At 49.2% G+C, this 20,289-nt stretch carries 18 protein-coding genes; 13 read left to right on the plus strand and 5 right to left on the minus strand.

Translation table 11 applies throughout. The annotated features are described in order from the left end of the window. Positions 1-160 precede the first annotated feature (160 nt). The 4 genes from SB752_RS07230 to SB752_RS07245 are packed head-to-tail and all read left to right on the plus strand — an operon-like array spanning position 161 to position 4,135. Entirely contained in the window at positions 161-1,441 is a 1,281-nt protein-coding gene (locus SB752_RS07230) for a hydroxymethylglutaryl-CoA reductase, degradative (protein WP_410715008.1), read from the plus strand. Next, positions 1,431-1,868, plus strand: coding sequence for a hypothetical protein (locus tag SB752_RS07235; RefSeq protein WP_410715009.1), 438 nt, complete (start codon positions 1,431-1,433; stop codon positions 1,866-1,868). Before SB752_RS07230 ends, SB752_RS07235 begins: the two co-directional genes overlap by 11 nt. Before the next feature lie 4 nt (positions 1,869-1,872). Beyond that, complete coding sequence (locus tag SB752_RS07240; RefSeq protein ID WP_410715010.1) at positions 1,873-3,228, plus strand: tripartite tricarboxylate transporter permease; 1,356 nt, start codon at positions 1,873-1,875, stop codon at positions 3,226-3,228. Between the two features lie 7 nt (positions 3,229-3,235). After that, positions 3,236-4,135 carry a hydroxymethylglutaryl-CoA lyase gene (locus SB752_RS07245; protein WP_410715011.1) on the plus strand — a complete coding sequence of 300 codons (900 nt, stop codon included), beginning with the start codon at positions 3,236-3,238 and terminating at the stop codon, positions 4,133-4,135. 66 nt (positions 4,136-4,201) lie between these two features. Here SB752_RS07245 and def read toward each other — a convergent pair whose 3' ends face one another. Together def and SB752_RS07255 are read right to left on the minus strand one after the other, a co-directional pair. Beyond that, entirely contained in the window at positions 4,202-4,720 is a 519-nt protein-coding gene (gene def, locus SB752_RS07250) for a peptide deformylase (protein WP_410715012.1), read from the minus strand. A gap of 22 nt (positions 4,721-4,742) precedes the next feature. Continuing rightward, entirely contained in the window at positions 4,743-4,982 is a 240-nt protein-coding gene (locus SB752_RS07255) for a helix-turn-helix domain-containing protein (RefSeq protein ID WP_410715013.1), read from the minus strand. A 383-nt stretch (positions 4,983-5,365) separates the two neighbouring features. Between SB752_RS07255 and SB752_RS07260 the strand changes: the two genes are divergently transcribed. After that, a complete protein-coding gene (locus tag SB752_RS07260) occupies positions 5,366-6,601 on the plus strand; it encodes an MFS transporter (RefSeq protein WP_410715014.1) in 1,236 nt (411 codons plus the stop codon). 45 nt (positions 6,602-6,646) lie between these two features. On the opposite strand, the gene SB752_RS07265 is transcribed toward SB752_RS07260, so the two are convergent. Both SB752_RS07265 and SB752_RS07270 read right to left on the minus strand, forming a co-directional pair. Beyond that, complete coding sequence (locus SB752_RS07265) at positions 6,647-7,828, minus strand: MFS transporter (protein WP_410715015.1); 1,182 nt, start codon at positions 7,826-7,828, stop codon at positions 6,647-6,649. A 97-nt stretch (positions 7,829-7,925) separates the two neighbouring features. After that, complete coding sequence (locus SB752_RS07270; protein ID WP_410715016.1) at positions 7,926-8,237, minus strand: ArsR/SmtB family transcription factor; 312 nt, start codon at positions 8,235-8,237, stop codon at positions 7,926-7,928. Between the two features lie 161 nt (positions 8,238-8,398). On the opposite strand from SB752_RS07270, the gene SB752_RS07275 reads away from it, so the two are divergent. Beyond that, positions 8,399-10,129, plus strand: coding sequence for an ABC transporter ATP-binding protein (locus tag SB752_RS07275; protein WP_410715017.1), 1,731 nt, complete (start codon positions 8,399-8,401; stop codon positions 10,127-10,129). 1 nt (position 10,130) lies between these two features. After that, positions 10,131-11,972 (plus strand): ABC transporter ATP-binding protein, encoded by a 1,842-nt coding sequence (locus SB752_RS07280; protein WP_410715018.1) that lies wholly within the window; start codon positions 10,131-10,133, stop codon positions 11,970-11,972. 45 nt (positions 11,973-12,017) lie between these two features. Here SB752_RS07280 and SB752_RS07285 read toward each other — a convergent pair whose 3' ends face one another. Continuing rightward, complete coding sequence (locus SB752_RS07285; protein WP_410715019.1) at positions 12,018-12,773, minus strand: MBL fold metallo-hydrolase; 756 nt, start codon at positions 12,771-12,773, stop codon at positions 12,018-12,020. Between the two features lie 209 nt (positions 12,774-12,982). On the opposite strand from SB752_RS07285, the gene SB752_RS07290 reads away from it, so the two are divergent. The 6 genes from SB752_RS07290 to SB752_RS07315 all read left to right on the plus strand — a co-directional run bounded on the left by SB752_RS07290 (position 12,983) and on the right by SB752_RS07315 (position 20,270). Further along, positions 12,983-13,969: an iron-hydroxamate ABC transporter substrate-binding protein gene (locus SB752_RS07290; RefSeq protein ID WP_410715020.1), complete on the plus strand. Its 987-nt coding sequence runs from the start codon at positions 12,983-12,985 to the stop codon at positions 13,967-13,969. Positions 13,970-14,217: 248 nt separating this feature from the next. Then, positions 14,218-15,192: a sugar-binding transcriptional regulator gene (locus SB752_RS07295; RefSeq protein ID WP_410715021.1), complete on the plus strand. Its 975-nt coding sequence runs from the start codon at positions 14,218-14,220 to the stop codon at positions 15,190-15,192. Beyond that, positions 15,189-16,226 carry a galactitol-1-phosphate 5-dehydrogenase gene (locus SB752_RS07300; protein ID WP_410715022.1) on the plus strand — a complete coding sequence of 346 codons (1,038 nt, stop codon included), beginning with the start codon at positions 15,189-15,191 and terminating at the stop codon, positions 16,224-16,226. Before SB752_RS07295 ends, SB752_RS07300 begins: the two co-directional genes overlap by 4 nt. 17 nt (positions 16,227-16,243) lie before the next feature. After that, complete coding sequence (locus SB752_RS07305) at positions 16,244-17,770, plus strand: FGGY-family carbohydrate kinase (protein WP_410715023.1); 1,527 nt, start codon at positions 16,244-16,246, stop codon at positions 17,768-17,770. Positions 17,771-17,790: 20 nt separating this feature from the next. Then, positions 17,791-19,293, plus strand: a complete 1,503-nt coding sequence (locus SB752_RS07310) for a sugar ABC transporter ATP-binding protein (RefSeq protein ID WP_410715024.1) — start codon at positions 17,791-17,793, stop codon at positions 19,291-19,293. Continuing rightward, positions 19,281-20,270, plus strand: a complete 990-nt coding sequence (locus SB752_RS07315; protein ID WP_410715025.1) for an ABC transporter permease — start codon at positions 19,281-19,283, stop codon at positions 20,268-20,270. Before SB752_RS07310 ends, SB752_RS07315 begins: the two co-directional genes overlap by 13 nt. Positions 20,271-20,289 lie beyond the last annotated feature (19 nt).

Here is a 20,289-nt window from a genome sequence, read left to right on the forward strand (position 1 = left end):
ATGTAGTAGTATATGGTCATTCAACAAAGTTGAATAAAAAGAAACATGATTGAGTGGAATTGTTATCTTTTTTGAAAGCGTTTTACAAATCGAGCGCTCGATTAGGAGAACAAAAAATGATAGGGCCAGCACAAATCATCATAGAGTAGGAGAATGCACAATGAGTACGAGTCGCGTATCCGGTTTTTACAAACTATCTCCAGAGGAACGGCTGAATCTGGTTGCAGATGCAAGACAACTGAGTGAGGAAGAAAAGCTAATCCTCAGCGGGGCTACTCCGTTTCCGCTCAAAAGCGCAAATGCCATGATTGAAAATGCAGTTGGCGTCATGTCGATTCCACTGGGGATTGCCACAAATTTCAAGATTAATGGGGTTGACCGCTTTGTTACAATGGCGACAGAAGAAGCGTCCGTCGTTGCGGCAGCAAGCAATGCAGCGCGTACCTCATATGAGCTGGGCGGATTTTTTACCTCACTGAGCGGGTCGATTATGCGTGGACAAATTCAGGTTGTGGATTTGTCAGATCCATATGGAGCAATGGCTCGCATCTACGAAAACAAGCAAGGCATTCTCGATCGCTGTAATGCCAAAGATCCTACGCTCGTGTCGCTCGGCGGAGGAGCTATCGATGTGGAGGTCCATGTCATTGAGCGTGCAAAAGAATCAATGCTGGTGATCCATCTGCTGGTCGATACTCGTGACGCGATGGGAGCTAATGCGGTAAACACGATGGCAGAGGCGGTTGCGCCATACATAGAAGAAGTAACAGGTGGGCGAGTTGTACTGCGTATTATTTCAAATCTGGCGGATCGTCGACTTGTACGTGCCAGAGCCGTTTTCGCCGTAGAGGAATTAGGCGGTGCCGAGGTTGTTCGTAACATTATCCGTGCTTACGAATTTGCAGAATGTGACCCATATCGTGCGACGACACATAACAAGGGCATCATGAACGGAATTTCTGCTGTCGTACTGGCGACTGGAAACGACACGCGCGCTGTGGAGGCAGGCGCACATGCTTATGCAGCTGTATCCGGACGCTACCGATCCTTGACTCGTTGGGAAACCAACCATGACGGCAATCTCGTAGGAACCATAGAGCTACCTATGGCGGTAGGGATTGTAGGAGGAGCGACTAAATCGCACCCGACAGCGCGCATGGCGCTCAAAGTGATGGATATCCAAAACGCAGAAGAACTGGCAGGAACGATTGCCGCAGTTGGCCTCGCGCAAAACCTGGCAGCCATGCGTGCGCTTGCTGCCGAAGGAATTCAAAAAGGGCACATGGCTCTGCACGCGCGCAATCTGGCGATGATGGCTGGGGCCCATGACGATCAGATTGATCAAGTAGTGAAGCAGGCGATTTTGGAAAAAGACGTTCGGTACGATCGCATTTTGGAGCTCACAAAACAATTGCAGGCGGGGGTTGCGAATGAAAACTGAAGCGGTCATGAAAGAAGCGCAAGTGAACACGTCCAAGCAAGAGTACATTGAGATTTTGGGAGATACAGTTGTTCCTTCGCGTATTTTGTTGTCGGTCATCATTAGCATTGTCGCCAGTATCGGCGGCTACTTTCTGGGGAAAAGCATTTTTCCCCAGATCGCTGAGGCAAAAATGGTCTCCTCGTACTCTTTGCTGCTTGGTATCGGCGGGAGTGTGATCGCCCTCATTATTTGTTCCAGGCTGTTTAAGCCAAGCCGCATCTTGATGGAAGAGGAGACCTCCTCAGAAGGCTTGGAAGAGATTTTGCAAGATTTGCAAGCGGATGCCAAGTCAGAGTATGAGCTGATCAAAAACGACCCCGTGACGAAAAAAGAGATGGAAGAGCTGGGGATTTTGGAAACATTCAAGCGAAGCGGGGAGCGATAGACCTATGAGCGTATTAATGATTTCGATTTTGTTCGCATTAGCAGGTGCGCTGATCTTTACGTTGATCGGTTTAGTTTCAGGCACAGATGAAACCGCTATCATTGTTCCGTTTACGTTGCTGGTTATTTTGCTTGGTGCACCGCCGGAGGCAGTCTTTTCCTTCTTCATGGCAGCGGTTTTATCCAAGCATTTGACCCACGCCATCCCGACCGCCCTCATGGGGGTGCCGGGAGATACGACAGCTGTTCCACTGATTGACCACGCGTCCGCTCTGCGCAGACTCGGTGTTCCTCACGTGGCGCTACGCAAAATGCTGTCCGGTGGCTTGATTGGTGCTTTCATCGCGCTGCCAACAGCTGTATTGTTCGGGCAATTCCTCGGACAGTTCGCAGACTTTTTCAAATCGGCTTCGGGCTTGATCTTTACTCTTGCTGCGATTTTGATTGCCTATTTTTCCAAAGGCAAGTGGGTAAGCGTCCTGATGATTATCCCGTTTGCCTTCTTTATCAAAAGCATCGACACGTTCAGCTTCAGTGTCGTAGAGAAGCATTTGAGCATCAGCTTCTTTTTGGGGATCGCGATTGGCCCAATGTTTTCCGATATTCTCGTGTCCCTGTCGTCGAGTGCGAGAAAATCACTCATTCGCTCTGCACCAAAGGAGTATCATCTGGCACCAGAAGTCAAGGGCTGGAAGGGCTTCTTCCCGAATCCGTTTAAGGTTCTGACCGGCAGACAGACAGCTCATACAGCAGCGACCTCTTTTGTTTCTTCGCTTACGTTTGCTTTTAGCCCAGTGGGAATGACCTCGCTGATGGGGGAGATTGTCGGCTCGCGAAACAAGGGCGTTTACAAAAAGTCAACCTCCAGTCTGGCTGCGATGAACGGGGTAACAGAGTCCACTTATATTGCAGAGGCGATCATTCCGCTTTTGGCATTCGGGATTCCACTCAGCCCGGTTGCACTCGGACCTGCTTCTCCGTTATTTAATGCACCGCCTGTGTTTACGAGTGATCCGGTTAACAACCTGCATAATATGCTGACACCATGGGAGTTTTTCCTCTACGGATTGATTGGTCTGGTCATCGCGTCGATCATTGCTTATCCGTTTGCGATGAACTATGCGCGTACAGCTACCGTATTTGTCATGAAGCACATCAGCCAGGAAGCGATTGTCGGGATGTTTATCGGACTTGCATGTCTGCTTGCCTTCCATGAGGCAGGGTTGGTTGGGATCATGCTAACTTTGACGATGGCAACTGTTGGCGGACTGTTGAACCGTGTACTCGGTGTTAGCTCCGGTGTACAGTTCATGATTTTTTACGGCTCCACGTACATGATGACAAAATTGTTGGGAGCGTGATGATGACATGAGGATCGAACCGCGATCTATTAACATCAAGGAAGTGGGACCACGAGACGGCTTGCAAAATGAATCGGTCTTTGTGGATACGGAGGACAAAATCGCGTGGATCAATCAGCTCTCGCACACTGGCTTGTCCTATATTGAAATTACGTCCTTTGTCCATCCGAAGTGGATTCCGGCGCTCGCGGATGCGGTTGAGGTAGCCCAAGGTATCGAGCGGGTACCAGGAGTCACGTATGCAGCGCTTGTCCCCAATGCCCGCGGTCTGGAACGGGCGCTTGCCGCCAATATAGACGAGGTATCTATCTTTTTGTCAGCCAGTGAAGCGCACAATCAAAGCAATATTAACAAGTCGATTGCGGAGACGCTGCCGATTCTCGCGGAGACGGCGCGAGATGCGCTCGCAGCGGGCAAAAGTGTCCGGGGGTATGTCTCGACGGTGTTTGGTTGCCCGTATGAAGGCGCGGTTCCTGTAGAAAATGTCATCCGCGTCACAGAAGCCTTGTTTGAGATGGGCGTACGTGAAGTATCGTTAGGTGATACGATCGGGGTAGCGAATCCAAGACAGGTACACGAAGTGCTGACGGTACTGCTCAGTCGCTTTGATGCGGAATCACTGGCGATGCATTTTCACGATACGCGGGGCATGGCGATGGCGAATGTCCTGACATCCATAGCGATGGGCATGTCGACCTTTGACAGCTCTGTCGGCGGTCTCGGCGGATGTCCGTATGCGCCAGGGGCATCTGGCAATCTGGCTACCGATGATCTGTTGTACATGCTGGACGGGATGGGAATGAAGACCGGAGTTGATGCAGAAAAGCTGAAAGCAGCAGCCCTTTTCATCCAGCCCAAAATGGGGAGAACGTTGCCAAGTCACAACATGCAAGCATGTCAGCCATAAAAGCAGAAAAATCCACGCTGAGGAATCAGGTGGATTTTTTCACGTCCAAAGCAAGGAGAGCTGTGACTACAGGTTTCGATTCGTAAGCCTCAAGACTTCCAATAGGTTCGCTTTTCGCTTGGAGCGATCATGAAAAAAGCTGGTGCCTTCGATGCGGTCCACATAAAGGATGCCATCTAAATGATCGATTTCATGCTGAATGCAGCGAGCCAGGTAGTCTTCTGCTTCAAGAAGGAAGCTCTCCCCTGTGCGTGTGTTGCTCTTCACTTTTACGTAATTGCTTCGCTTGACGATGCCGGAATACCCGGGTAAAGATAAGCAGGCTTCTGGACCGATTTGTTCGCCATGACTTTCGAGGATTTCGGGATTAATCAGCTCGATCAAGCCATCCCCGCAATCCATGACAACCACTCTTTTTAAAATTCCGATTTGTGGCGCAGCCAGCCCTGCTCTGCCTTCTGCGGCGTACAAGGTATCTACCATATCATCTACCAATTTGGCGAGTCTATCGTTGAAATCTACTACCGGCTTTGCGACCTTTCGGAGAATCGGCTCTCCAAAAGGGACGATTGTTTTTTCTGCCATCGTTATCCTCCGCTGGGGTTATTTAAGCTCCTTTGCATTTGGATGGAGTATGGACCCACAGATCATTCGGGGTGCAATCCAGAGCCGTACATAAAGCGTCGAGCGTGTCCGCTTTCATCTGCTTGGGCTGACCATTGAGCAAAGCGCTGATCGATGGAGCGGAAATATGGTAGCCCGCTTTTTCCTTCAACAGACGGGCGAGTGCCGCACCGGACCAGATGCCTCTGTCTGCCATAACTTTTCGCAGCATCCACACAAGCATGCCAAACCCACCTTTCGTTTATTTCAGTCTCTTCAACAGAATATTAGTCAATAACTAATAATATTAGGTAATACCTAATATAAGGCATCGGTTGAAAAAAGCAATAGCAGGATGGAAAGCAATAGACAAGAGGACGTTTGGAAGTAGTGTGCAAGCTGATTATATATAGAAGAAACACGAGAGGCTTTACGGTCGCGATTGTTTGAATCGAATTGAATTGACAAAATACTTTGCATATAACCGAGGGACCATATATAATCATCAGCACATCTTCCATGTGGGGATTAACAATGCACAGTAAGCAGGCTGGAGGTGACGATGTGGTACTCATGAATGCTGTTCCCCCCGAGATACCCAAATTCTAAGCGATCTCGGGGGAGATTATGAGACAGGCATTGAACAGAAACATTGTTTTGCTTTTCGCAGGTTATTATTTGAAAACCATTGCTTATGGCATCGCTTATTTTGCGAGTATAGCCCTGGTGATGGAAATGAGTGATCATCCACTGGATGTAGGCATCATTACGATGCTGGAAACGCTGCCCTTTATGCTGTTCAGCGCTTACGCCGGCGTCTTGGCCGACAGATGCGACCGCAAAATGCTGATCATCTGCTCGTATCTGGTGCTCGCATGCGCCATTTCCATTGCCTTTTTCGCAGAGTCTTTGTGGTCCCTTAATTTTCTTGCCTTCGTGACGGGAACCGCCTATGCCTTTTCGTTTCCTGCCAAAAAGGCGCTGCAGCCGTCTCTGGTCGAAGAGAGGCACTATGTGGAGCTGAACAGCCTGGAGGCTATGCTCAAAAATATTTTTCAAATCATCCGTCCTGCTTCTGCCGGAATCGTAGTGGCTTTTCTCGGTGCCCATCAAGCATTTTTGCTGGCTGGTGCTCTTTGTTTGATCGCGGCTGTATTCATGCTGCCAATCCATACTCCAAAGTCTGAAGAAAAGCCGGATCAGATCGAAAACCAGGCACGCAGCAGTCGCGGTCTTCACGATTTTTTCGAAGGGGTACGTTTGGTTGGTCAGGAAGCGTCCCTCACGTATTTGATACTCGTTCAGCTGTTGGTGACGTTTGTCATCTCCATGCAGGCAGCACTCACGTTCCTATACGTGAAAGAGCATTTTTACGGATATGGCGATACGGAGACGATTGTGGGCATATTGTTTTCGGTAACAGGAATTGGTGGTTTACTGGGAGCCTTGTTTATGAACAAAATGCTCGCGTATATCCGAATGATCCCACTGTTTTTGCTCAGCCTGGCACTGGACGGTGTTCTCGTCATCATTTTCGCAATCAGCAAAGACCTTTATACGGTAATTGCAATCTGGGTATTTTTGGGTGTTGTCGGGACAGTCAACAGCATTGTTACAGATACGGTCATTCAAAAGACAGTGAAAGCTGATATGCGTGGCCGGGTATACGGGATTGTCAGTACATGCAGTGAGCCAGTCAGCCTGCTCTCAAGCGGAGTGGGTACGAGCTTGGCTGCCATTGTTGGCGCGAAAATGGTGTTTCTTTTAGCAGGAGCGTCTGAAGCAGTAGTAGCTGTGATAGGCAGATTGCTTCCTTCATATCATCGGCTCAATCAGACCATCAATGAGTCTGACGAAAATTAAACACGAAGAAACCCACCTCCACAAAAATGGCTGGTGGGTTTTTAACTAGGCAGCGTCTTGTGTGTCTTTCTGATCGGCAGCTGTAAAGCCTTTGATCCGAAGCAAAATCATCAGAAAAGCTAATCCGGCAAACAAAACCCCGCTCCAAATGAGCTGATTTACACCCCACTCTGAGATAAACCAGCCCCCAAGTGCAGACCCGAGCGTGATTCCCAAATTGGAAAACGACACGAACAAGCTGTTGCCAAATTCCGGCGCGTCCTGGGCTTCGGTCATAAGCCACGCCTGACTGACGACGAGTCCCCCGGAATGAACGATCCCCCATAAGAACACAGCAGCTGACATCCACAGGAAGCTTGGACCTGCAAAATAAACGAGCACATACACGGCTATATAAAGTAGAGGATAGGCGAAGACGGTTATCTTTATGCTTTTCAGAAGCAGACCACCGAACAGGAAATTCCCCAAAATCATGATCAAACCAAAGGTCATCAGCATGAAGCTGATCCATGAGCCGCTCATTTGTGTGACTCGCCCCAAATACTCTGCAAAGTAGCTGTACACAGAGAACATTGCAGCGAAAATAAAGACGACTGATGCAATTTGCAGCCAAAGACGCGGATTGCGGAGGATGCGAAGCTGCTTGCCGTAGGTCATTTTTTCCAAGACAGGCATGGAAGGGAGCCAGGCAAAAATTCCTGCAAAGGCGATCAGGCTGACCACTGCGCTAAACAGAAAGGCTGCTTCCAAAGAGATTTTCTCAGCGAGATAGGATGTCAGTGGCACGCCAAAAGCAAAGCCGACTGTAATGCCAGCGAAAACCTGCGTGACTGCCTGACTGCTTTTTTCAGGTGGAACCAGCCTCGCTGCCGTCACCAGCGCAACAGAAAAGAACACGGGATGAAACAGGGCAGGTACAATACGAAAAACTAGCATGACTTCAAAATATGTAGTGTACGCATACGCCAGATTCGAAATAGCGAAAAAAAGGACCGCTGTCAGAAGTATGACTTTGCGGTTAATACCAGAAGCAAACAGCGTCAAGAAAGGCCCTGAGATCGCCACGACTAAGGCAAAAATACTGACCAGAAAGCCTGCTTCAGCTGCTGTTACATGGAATTTCTGCGTGATTTGGGGAAGAACCCCGACAATACCCATCTCGGTCGTGATGATACCGAATACACCAAGTGCCAGCATCAAGATGAGCAGAGGATTTTTGGTTGTCATGTTGGCTTTAGCTCCTATCTACGTAAAATTCAACAAACTATATATCTAGATAAATGGATATGAAAAAAGAAAAAAACCTCCCTTCTCCATAGAATGTTTACAGTTCTCTTTGAATGTACGCGGCAAAATCACGTATGGTCTTTTCGTTGCGGCGGTAAAAGGTCCACTTTCCGACCCGCTCTGATTCCAGCAGTCCGGCATTTAGCATTGTCAACAAGTAGCTTGAAATGACGGATTGGGCAAGGCCCGATTTCATCTGAATATCACTCACGCACACACCTGTTTGAAAGCTAATTCCTTCCCGGACATATGGAGTATCATCAAAGTGCTCCGCGGGATTTTTGAGCCATTCCAAGATTTGACGACGAGTATCGTTCGACAACGCTTTGTAAATGAGAGTAGGTTCCATAAAAGTATTATATCTATTTTTATAGATTTGTAAATATGTTGATCTCACGCCAGTTCGTGCTCTCCAAAAAATTTCACCTCGTGACAATTCAAAAATCAAGAGGTATCGTGGTACATAGAAGTTTCACTACAGAGAAAGCAGTACCGGGATGAGGTGAACAAATGCGTTTCTATCAAAAGTATATAAAGAAATATGGCTTCATTGCTTCGGTTTCTATGATCTTTTTGACGATTGAGGCTATATGTGATCTCTTGCAGCCAACCATCATGTCCCGGATTATTGACGTCGGTGTGGCACAGCGGGACATGGATTACGTGCTTCAGACAGGTGGCCTGATGCTGCTCATTACTGCAATCGGAGCAGTCGCAGCCTCGATACGCAACATTCTGGCTACGTATGTCTCACAAAATTTTGGAGCGCAGCTTCGCTCGGATTTGTTCTCCAAGGTGCAATCATTGTCCTTCGATAATTTAAACAAGTTCGACAAGGCTTCACTGGTAACACGTCTGACGAATGACGTCAATCAGGTCCAGGTTTTTGTGAACGGGATGATGCGTATTTTCGTCAAGGCTCCGCTGATGTGTATCGGGGGACTGATCATGGCGACGCAATTGAATGCCGAGCTGGCTGTCGTGCTCGCCATCGTGGTTCCAATCGTCGGCTTGTTCATTTATTTGAATATGAAAATCGGCTTTCCATTCTTTCTTAAGGTCCAGCAAGCACTCGATCGAGTGAACGGGACGATGCGCGAGTATTTGTCAGGTGTGCGCGTCGTGAAGGCATTCAACCGCTTTGATTTTGAGATCGGCAAATTTACTGGTGCCAACCAAGAGCTGCAAAAGAAATCGGTTTCCGCTACTCGCGTCATGTCCATTTTCAGTCCGGCCATCATGCTGACAGTCAATCTCGGGATTGTGGCAGTTCTTTGGCTGGGCGGTCTCGGTGTGGAGCAGGGCAGCATCCAGGTCGGGCATATCATTGCGTTTACGAACTACATGACGCAGATTTTGTTTTCCCTCATGCTGATTTCGATGGTATTCAACATGTTTGTACGCGCCAAAGCATCCTCTGGTCGGATCGGGGAGGTCTTCGCCGAAGAAAATCAGATGACCTGGAAGCAGGAGCAGCTGAAAGAACAGGCAGGGGATTCTGGTCGCATCGATTTTGAAAACGTTAGCTTTTCGTATGAAGGCAAAGAGGGCGAGCCGGTCCTGAGGCAAATATCATTCACCTGCCTGCCAGGGGAGACGGTGGGCATCATCGGTTCGACGGGATCAGGAAAAAGCAGTCTTGTCGGGCTCATTCCCCGTTTTTATGATGTGACAGAGGGGACTATCCGCGTGGACGGGCAGGATATCCGCGAGCTGGACCCGAAAAAGCTCCGCGAGAAAATGTCCGTCGTCCCCCAAAAAACGACGCTGTTTACCGGAACCGTCCTCGAAAATATTCGCTGGGGTAAAGAGGATGCGACGATGGAAGAAGTGGAACAAGCGGCCATGATGGCGCAAGCCCATGAGTTTATTTCCACGACTCCCGAGGGCTATGAAACCCGTGTAGGACAGGGCGGAATCAACTTCTCCGGCGGACAAAAGCAGCGCATCTCCATCGCGAGGGCATTGGTGAAAAAACCACAGATTCTCATCTTCGACGACAGCACGAGTGCTGTCGATGTTGCGACGGAAGGCAAAATAAAGGAAGCACTCAAAACCTATGCGAGAGGTCTCACCTGCATCCTGATTGCGCAGCGGATCACGTCCGTCATGGATGCAGACAAGATCATCGTGCTCGATAACGGAGCGGTCGTCGATATTGGGACACATGAATCATTGCTCGTCGGCTGCAAGGTATACCAGGAAATCTTTCAATCGCAAATCGGCAGGGAGGTGAAGTAGGATGGCACAGCATAAGGAACAGCCTGTTTTTCCGACACAGCCTGGACGCAGCTTCAGGCACGGTGCAGGGCGAGGACCTGTAAGCAAGCCGAAAAACTTTTTAGGTACGGTCAAAAGACTCTGGCAAGCATTTGGTCAGGAAAAAAGGCTTTTGCCATTCGTCTTTGTTATCGTGTTCGTTGACTCCCTGCTGATGCTCTCTGCCCCATACCTGATCGGAAAAGCGATTGACGCGATGGCTGGAGGAGCAGAAACCTACAGTTATTTATCGATCATCATTCTGGCCCTGCTCAGCTCATACGTCCTCGATGGGGCTCTGACTTTTTTGCAAGGCTGGGTGATTGCGGGTATCTCTCAGCGAGTCGTAACGAGTATGAGGCAGGCGCTGTTTGAAAAGCTGCAAAAGCTTCCCGTCGCCTTTTTTGACTCGCGTACACATGGAGAGCTGATGAGCCGTCTCACCAATGATATCGACAACGTCAGCAATTCCATCTCGCAATCAACGACTCAGCTTATGTCTGGAGCGATTGTTCTCACTGGCTCCTTGGTGATGATGCTTGTTCTGTCCCCGATTTTGACGCTCGCATGCTTAATCACGGTTCCACTCGTATTTTTGCTGACCCGCTCAATCGCGAAAAGAACGAGCGTGCTGTTCAAAAATCAGCAGGTGGAGCTGGGCAAGCTCAATGGTCACATCGAGGAGACGATCTCCGGGATTCAGGTTGTGAAGGCATTTAACCATGAGCAAAAAGCGATCGAGGATTTTGACGAGATCAATGATCGGCTGTGCAAGATCGGGATGAAGGCGCAAATCTGGTCAGGCTTTCTGATGCCAATCCTGAACGTGATCAATAACCTCGGCTTTGCGATGGTAGCCATCGTTGGAGGCGTGCTCGCGGTCAAAGGTCTCATCACAGTCGGTGTCATTGCCAGCTTTCTCAGCTACTCCAGACAGTTTGTCCGTCCGCTGAATGATTTGGCGAGTATTTTCAACGTTCTTCAATCCGGTGTTGCCGGGGCTGAGCGTGTATTTGAGGTGCTGGATGAACGGGAGGAGCCGGATGACGCGCCAGATGCCGCCTTGCTCGAACAGCCCAAGGGACATGTCGTCTTTGACAATGTCAGCTTTGGCTATCGCCCCGATCAGTTGATTTTGAAAAATGTCAGCTTTGAATCAGATGCGGGCAGCATTACCGCGCTGGTGGGTCCGACAGGGGCAGGCAAAACGACGGTCGTAAATCTGCTGACGCGGTTTTATGATGTGACGAGCGGCAGCATTTATTTGGATGGAAAAGATATTCGGGAGTACACCCGAGACAGCTTGCGCAAAAGCTTTGGCTTTGTTTTGCAGGATACGTACCTGTTTTCTGGAACGATCAAGGAAAATATTAAATACGGCAAGCCAGATGCGACAGACGCCGAAATCGAGGCGGCAGCGGCATTAGCCAATGCAGATGTATTTATCAAGCGATTACCAAAGCACTACGACACGCTTCTGACGGAAAATGGAGGCAATCTGAGTCAGGGGCAGCGGCAGCTTTTGGCGATTGCCCGCGTGATTCTCGCCAAGCCGTCTCTTTTGATTTTAGATGAGGCGACCAGCAGTATTGACACGCGGACGGAGCTGCACATCCAGGATGCTTTGCTTGGCATCATGCAAGGACGCACGAGCTTTGTCATCGCCCACAGGCTGAATACGATCAGAGATGCTGATACGATTATGGTGGTAGACCGCGGTGAACTCATCGAAAAAGGGAGCCATGATTCGCTGATGCAGCTGCAAGGCTTCTACTACCAGCTGTTTTCTAACCAGTTTAAAAATATCCAAATGGCTTCGGAATAAAAGGGACGGCTACCTCATTGGGTAGCCGATTTCTTTCTTCCTTCCTTATTTTTTAGATGCATCATTTGTCGTATGTGCTTGAATAAGCTGATGCAGCGCTTGTGTGGCGTCACCTGCAAACAAGCCGCCGTGATAGCAGATGAGCTGCCGGGTGTCGTATTCGAGCAAAAGTCGGACAGAACGGATGGCTGCTTCCATGTCCATCGTAAATTGGGGGTTGGCAATTTCCAGTTTACCAGAAGAAGCGACGACCGCATCACCTGTGATCAAGGTTTTGCTTGCAGGAAGATACAGGGAGATATGGCCAGGCATATGACCCGGCGTATGGATGATCTCGATCCCGCCACACCAAGGCAGCCGTTCTTGATGAGTCACAGTCCTGTCGACGTGGGCAGGCTCGATCGAATGCAGGAAGCGGATGAATGCTTCCGCATGCGGTTTTTCCTCAGGGGAGAGGTCATCCAGTGTTGCTTCTGCCTGCTCGATGCGAAGTGATTTTTTAGTTCCGGCTAGGTAAGGAACCTCCGACTCATACGCAATGATTTCGATCTGAGGATATGTGCGCTTTAATGCAGCCAGCGATCCGATATGGTCCATGTCGTGATGCGTAACGATCACGGCTGTCAGCGATTCGAGACGAATGCCATGCTTCTGCGCTGCCTTTTCCAAGAGAGGGAGAAAATCCAGGTAGCCGCAGTCGATCAAAATCGTATGGTTATCGTCGTGAAGCAGGACTGGATAGATGATTTGTTTTTGACCGTTTTGTTCAAATTCGATGTCAAGCAGGTGCACGCCTTTCATAGAGACCTCCTAGTTTGCGAGTATGTACTATGTAGTATATTTCGCGATTGGTTTGTCGTGGGGGACGATCATGAGTCAGAGTCAAAGCTGTTCATGGAGTATCCCGTATATCGCTGGTACCTTTGCTTTCGATTCAGTGGTGGACACAGCAGAGTCTTCTTGATAAAATGACAAATGATAATAATTATCAATATCATTTGGAGGGCATCATGCGAACAAGATCCAAATTCCTCTCCTTTACGACTACGCTGCTCCTACTCGCGTCCTTGATGGCGGGCTGCGGGAGTAATGTGCCAGAGTCGTCTGTACAAGCAACTGCCGGGACAGAAACAAAAACAGCACAAGAAACAAGCGAAGCCGGGGGAATGAGAACCTACAAGATGGTAAACGGCAAAGAAATCCAAATTCCCGCCACGCCGAAACGAATTGTTTCAGACCTGTATTTGGGCGAGCTGCTGGCTGTCGGGGCCAAGCCTGTCGGGATTCATCCGTATGAGTTGAAAAACCCTTTCCTCACCAAGGAGCAATTGGCTGAAATCGAGGAAATCGGCGATCCTATTTCTTTGGAGAAAATAACCGCTTTAAATCCTGATCTGATTATTATCTCCGATGAGGAGCTGTATGAGCAGGTATCCAAAATTGCTTCCACTGTTTTGATTCCGTACGGTACATACAATGACGATGTCCATGTAGATATGCGGGCATTTGGCGAGCTGTTAGGCAAGCAGGAAGCTGCCGAGGCGTGGATCAAGCAGTTTGATGAGAAATCCGCAAATGCGCGTGACAAAGTAAAAGAGGTCGTCAAAGAGGGAGAAACAGTCGGCATCTATGAGCTGCGTTCGCAGGAATTTTACGTGCTGGGGGAAAACTGGGGCCGCGGAGGTCAAGTCATCTACAATGCACTCAAGCTGACGCCACCTACTGCTGTCAAAGAGGTAGTAGATGCAAATACTCCGCCTAAGTTGGTTTCACTTGAAGTATTGCCCGAGTTCGCTGCTGACCACATGTTTGTAACGACCTATGAGACAGGAAAGGAAGATATGGACAAGTTCTTCCAATCCTCCATCTATCAAAACCTGCCTGCTGTCAAAAACAATCATGTATACAACATGACTTTTGATCAAATGTATTACTATGATCCGATTGCAATCGAAGGACAGCTGGATCTGATGGTCGAGCAGCTTGTGACGCATTAGAAGAAATAAGACGGCTGCGAGACGTGACCCTTGTTTGCTAAAGGGTCTTTTTCGCATGTAAACCAATCTCTACAAAATGTCCAAAGCGAGTAAAATCAAAAAGTTGCTCATAGGCAAAATTGAAATTTTGTGCAATATTTTAACGATTAGTAAAATTCTGTAGCGCGACGTATACCTACTGGCTATAATCAAGGTGTGAAATGAAACAAAGTGCAAGGTCGTGAACAAAATTTCACGAAAGGAGGGGCATGATGTACTCCCAAAGAGAAATGATTCGGGTAGCCAAGCTCTACTACGAAAAAGGGATGACCCAACAAGAAATTGCGGTGCTGGAAAATATATCGCGTCCAACCGTCAGCCGTATTTTGGATGCGGCGATTCAGGAAGGGATTATCACCTTTACGATCCAATATCCGCTGGAGTCAGTTGATGATCTGGAAGACGAATTGAAAAAACGATTCGGGCTCATGAAGGTTTGTGTCGCTCCAGTCATTATTCCCGAGCCCTCCTTTATCCTGACAGATGTGGGCAAGCTACTCAGCGATTACTTAAACGAGCTCGTATCGGACGGTGATACGATCGGCATTTCCTGGGGGAACAGTCTCACGTATGCAGCTAAACAGCTGCTATCCGTGAAGCGCAAGAATGTTCGTGTGGTGCAGTTGAACGGTGGAGTCAGCACGACTGCTTTCTCGACAGGTGCGACAAACATTCTTGATCAGTTTGCAAAAGCATTTGAAGCGCAGCCGCATGCCTTGTCTGTACCGACCATTTTGGATTCACGTGAAATTGCGTCTGCTCTTTTGAGTGACTCAAGCATCCGTGACATCATGGCGGTCGGGCGTGAAGCGAATATTGCGGTATTTGGAATCGGTCGTACCTCTTATGAGTCTGTGCTGAATCTGGCGGGATACTTTAAACAGGACGAATACGACAAGCTGCTGCAAAAAGGGGCAGTCGGAGATATTTGCTCCCGTTTTTATTCCATAGACGGAACGATAAGTGACGAGCAGCTCAACGATCGGACTATCGGCTTACAGCTGGAGGATCTGCGCCGTAAAAAGCATACGATTGCCATCGCTTGCGGAGAGGAAAAGGTTCCGGCTGTGCTTGGCGCAGTGCGAGGCAAATACTTCAATACATTGTTTACCGATGAAACTACGGCTAGAGAATTAATCAAACAGCATGATCTTGTGCAAACAGCGGAGGTGCAGCAAAAATGAAAGCGGTTAAACTGTATGAGCCTGGAAATTTGCAAGTAGAAGAGATTGACGTCCCGGAAATCGGAGCACGTGAAGTACTGGTAGAGGTAAAAGCGGTTGGCGTATGCGGATCAGACATTCCACGCGCGTTGTATAAAGGTGCTTATTACCAAGGCTTGACGCTTGGACATGAGTTTGCAGGACAGATCACCAAGTGTGGTTCAGAGGTAACAGGATGGCAAGTAGGAGATCGTGTCTCCGTAGCTCCCTTGATCCCTTGCAATGAGTGCAAATATTGCAGACAAGGCGACTATTCACTATGCGAGGACTACAATTACTACGGCTCGCGAACAGATGGCGCCATGGCTCATTACATCAAGGTAACGCAAGAAAATCTGGTGCGCCTCGGCGATTCGGTTTCCTACGAATCCGGAGCCATGATCGATCCGGCAGCCAATGCGATTCACGGCTTGTGGCGCGGAAACTGCAAAGAAGGCGATACAGTAGCGGTCTTTGGTCTTGGAGCGATCGGGCTGTTCGCAATTCAGTTTGCCAAAGTGCTTGGGGCAAAGCAGGTAATTGCAGTGGACATTCACGATGAAAAGCTGGAGCTGGCAAAGGAACTCGGTGCAGACATTGTGGTGAATTCCTTGAAAGTCGATCCGGCTAGCGAAATCGCAGCTCAAACAGGCGGGGCAGACTTCATTCTGGATACATCGGGATCGCCTATTGCGCAAAATCAAGCCGTAAGTTCAGCAGCCAAGCAAGGACGCATCGTATTCCTGGGCATTTCCAATAGTGAGCTGACCTTGAGTAAAGAAGCGATGAACAACGTTCTGCGTTACGAGCTGGCTTTGTTCGGTTCCTGGAACTCGTTTTCCAATCCGTTCCCAGGTCGCGAGTGGTCGTATACAGCTGAGTTGATGGCGGAAGGAAAGCTGAAGGCAGAGCCGTTGATCTCGCATCGCTACCAGCTCGATCAAGCTCCTGAGGTGTTTCAAAAGATTAAGAATAAAGAGCTGATCTTCAATAAAATAATGTTTCTGCCCAATTAAGCAAAGGGGGAGAAAACATGACTGATAATCATAGCATCGTAGCTGGCTTTGACTTTGGTACACAAGCACTGAAGGTCAGCATGTATACACGAGAAGGAAAACTCGTCTGGCGAGGGGAGAGCTCTTATCCGACCGCTTTTCCTCTCACAGGAAGAGCTGAGCAGCAGCCCGAGCATTGGTGGCAAGCTTTGGAACGGGTGCTGGCAGAAGCGGCGAAATCTGTTTCACTATCCCGCATCGAGGGGATCGGAGTATGCGCGACATCGTCTACAGTGCTAGTAACGGATGAGGCGGGTGTACCGCAAACACCAGCTCTCATGTGGATGGATAAACGAGCTGTTTCCCAAACAATCGCCATCAATGAAAACCCGGCCCCGATCGTAAAAGAGGTTCTGCGGTATTCAGGTGGCAAGGTATCAGAAGAATGGATGGTCGCCAAAGCGCTGTATCTAAAGGAAAACGGCTTTTTGACCCCTGGGACAAAAGTGGTGGAGCAGCTGGACTGGATGAATTTCAGACTGACGAGTCGGTGGGTAGCGTCTCAGTGCAATGCCGTTTGCAAATGGAACTACCTGGGAGGCGAAGGCTTTTCTCCAGCCTTTTATGAAGCGATCGGTCTTCCTGACTATCATGAGCTATGGCCAGACGAAGTCATTCCGGTCGGCAGTCAGGTAGGCGAAATAACCGAGCAAGCAGCAGCCGAGCTTGGCCTCACAGCAGGAATTCCCGTTTTTCAGGGCGGGATTGATGCCCATATTGGCATGCTGGGTGCCGGTGCAGTCGAACCCGGGATCATGAGCCTGGTAATGGGAACGAGCTTTGTCCATTTGGTTCATACAGAAGAACCAGTCTTTCACGAAGGGCTATGGGGGCCATATGAAAATGCCATCCTTCCTGATAAATGGTTGATCGAGGGCGGACAGCTCTCCTGCGGTTCCTTGACGACCTGGTTTTTGCAGCAGTTTTACCCGCATGTTCCGGCTGAAGAGCTGGGAGCTGTATATGAAGAAGTCGTTGCGGAAGCAGAGAAAATTGCTCCTGGTAGCGATGGGCTGGTCATGATGGATAGCTGGCAAGGAAATCGTACCCCTTACCGAAATCCGCATGCGACTGGCTCTATGGTTGGCTTCACCTTGGCGCACACACGCTTTCATATTTTCCGTGCGATTCTGGAAGCGACAGCCTACGGTACACGGAATATCATCTCAACGTTTGCAGATTCCAATGTGCCGATCACACGAATCATTGCGTGTGGAGGCGGTACGAAAAATGCGCTGTGGATGCAAATTTTAAGCGATGTGACCGGACTCGTCATTGAGACGCTGGAGGAGACCGAAGCAGGCAGCAAAGGGGCGGCGATTCTGGCAGCGTATGGATTGGGGCATTACCCGAGCCTTGCTGATGCTGCGAGGACCAATGCGGAAAAAGCGCATATCTATACGCCGCAGCAGGATGCCCACGAGCAGTACAATCGATATTTTGCCGCCTATTTGGATTTGCATAAAGCACTCTTTCCCATCATGAAGGAGCTTGGCGCCACCTGAGAAAGGGGACTTAAGATGTGATGAGCGAGATACTCAAGATGCAGAATATTTCCAAGTCATTTCCCGGTGTAAAAGCGCTGCAAAACGTGAATTTCTCTGTAAATAAGGGGGAAGTTCACTGCTTGATCGGCGCCAACGGGGCAGGAAAATCCACACTGATGAAAATTCTTGCCGGCGTCTATCCAAAGGACGAGGGAGAGATTTATCTGCAAGGGGAGAAGATTCAAATCTCTAGCCCGGCAGATAGTAAACAGCTCGGTGTGATTACCATTCACCAGGAGCTGTCATTGGTCGAGCATTTGACCGTGGCAGAAAACATCTATTTGGGTTCGTACGCACAGCCGCGATTTGGCTTTGTTTCATGGAAGCGCTTGCGCAAACAGGCGCAGGAGCTGATTAATCGTCTGGGAATTGCCATTGATGTCGATACGCCAGTGTCAGAGCTTAGTATGGGTCATAAGCAGATTGTAGAGCTGGCCAAGGCGCTGGAGAGCAATGCCAAAGTCATCATTATGGATGAGCCATCCACAACATTGTCAGAAAACGAGATCCGCACGCTCTTTACCATTATCGAAGAGCTGATCAAGCAAGGGATCACGATCATCTATATTTCGCACAAGCTGGAGGAATTGTTCGCGATCGGGGACAGAGTGACGGTATTGCGCGATGGCAAATGGGTCGCGACCCGAGAGCTTGGCGAGCTGGATCAGACGAGCCTGACGGAGCTGATCATTGGCTACAAAATGGAAAAGCAGGAGCGCAGCAGAGAGCAGCTTCACTTCCCGGAGCTGCTGAGAGCCGAGTCACTGCAAACCCGGCAAATTTCGAATGCTTCCTTTTCGCTTGGAAAGGGAGAGATCCTCGGCTTGTACGGGCTGGTTGGTGCGGGGCGGACAGAGCTGCTGAAGGCTTTGTACGGAGTCGATCCCTTGTCCTCCGGAGTTATCTATCTCGAAGGCAATCAGGTGAAGATCGATAGTCCGAGCAAAGCGATTCGCTTGGGTATGGGACTAGTGCCGGAAAATCGCAAGACAGAAGGGGCAATTCTCGGTCTTTCTGTTGAGGAAAATGCTGTTTTACCAGCCTACGACCGTTTTGCCAGCGGTGGGATCATTAGTCCAGGACGTATTCGCAGCGAGATTGCGGACAAAATTCGCGAGTTAAACGTGAAAACCCCGGATGCGGCGACCCTGATGGGCAATTTGAGTGGAGGAAATCAGCAAAAGGTCATCATCTCCAAATGGCTGATCCGCCAGTCCCAAATCATCTTGTTTGATGAACCGACCCAAGGCGTAGATATCGGAGCCAAGCAAGAAATTTACAAGATTATTCAGCGGCTTGTGGCGGATGGAGCAAGTGTCATCGTCGCATCGTCAGAGATCAATGAGCTGCAGGAAATATGCAATCGCATTCTCGTCATGTTCCGTGGCAGCATCGTCGGGGAGTTCCTTGATCCGCTAAGTCAGAAGGAAGAGATTCTAAAATCTGCAGTGACAGGGGGGACAACGTTATGGAACACGTAAAGGAAGTCAGCAACGTGAAAAAGAAAGCGCCCTCATTTGAGTTTGGAAAGTTTTTGCGCAAGTACAATCTTTTTTTCTTGCTGGTTGTTTTCATCGCGATCGGCTCTGCGCTGTCGCCTAAATTTTTTACCGTTCAAAACTTCTTGAACTTGCTGCAGCAATCCGCTGTGGTCGGAATCATCAGTATTGGAATGACGTTTGTCATCATCGTTGCCGGTATTGACTTGTCAGTCGGTTCGGTTCTCGCTTTGGCGGGTATGGTTATGGCACTCTCTATCCCGTATGTGGGGGTTTTTGGAGCCATTGTGCTTGGAATTATCGCTGGTGCTGCTATGGGATTAATCAATGGCATGGTGACAACCAAACTCAAGGTACCAGCTTTTATCGCCACGATGGCCATGATGGTAGCGGCACGCGGTCTGGCTCTGCTCTTTACAGACGGAAAGCCTGTTTACAACCTGCCTGAATCGATTCGCTTTTTCGGGGCAAATCTGTTTGACCGCATTCCGGTCTCGGGAATTATCTGGATTGTTCTCACGATTCTGGCGGTGCTGGTTCTGCGCTACACGACATTTGGACGAAAGCTCTATGCCATTGGCGGCAACCCGCAGTCCGCGCATTTGTCAGGTATCAATGTGAACAGATATATCACCTATACGTACATCATCTGCGGTGCCCTTTCTGCCTTGGCGGGAATTGTTCTTGCCTCCTGGCTCACTGTAGGGCAGCCAACCGCAGGTAAGAGCATCGAGCTTGATGCGATTGCAGCCGTTGTTCTTGGAGGGACGAGCCTGTTTGGAGGCGTGGGCAGCGTAGGAGGAACCTTCGTTGGAGTTTTGTTGATGAGCATCATCACGAATATTTTCAACCTGCTGGGGCTGTCCTCTTACTATCAATCCATTTTCATGGGCGTCATTATCGTTCTGGCGCTGGTGCTCAACCGCTTTGTTATCTCCAAGCAAAGCAAGAATGGGTAACACCTGAACTAGGTTTCAA

This window comes from Brevibacillus sp. SIMBA_040 (genome assembly GCF_046535075.1).
Taxonomy (GTDB): domain Bacteria; phylum Bacillota; class Bacilli; order Brevibacillales; family Brevibacillaceae; genus Brevibacillus.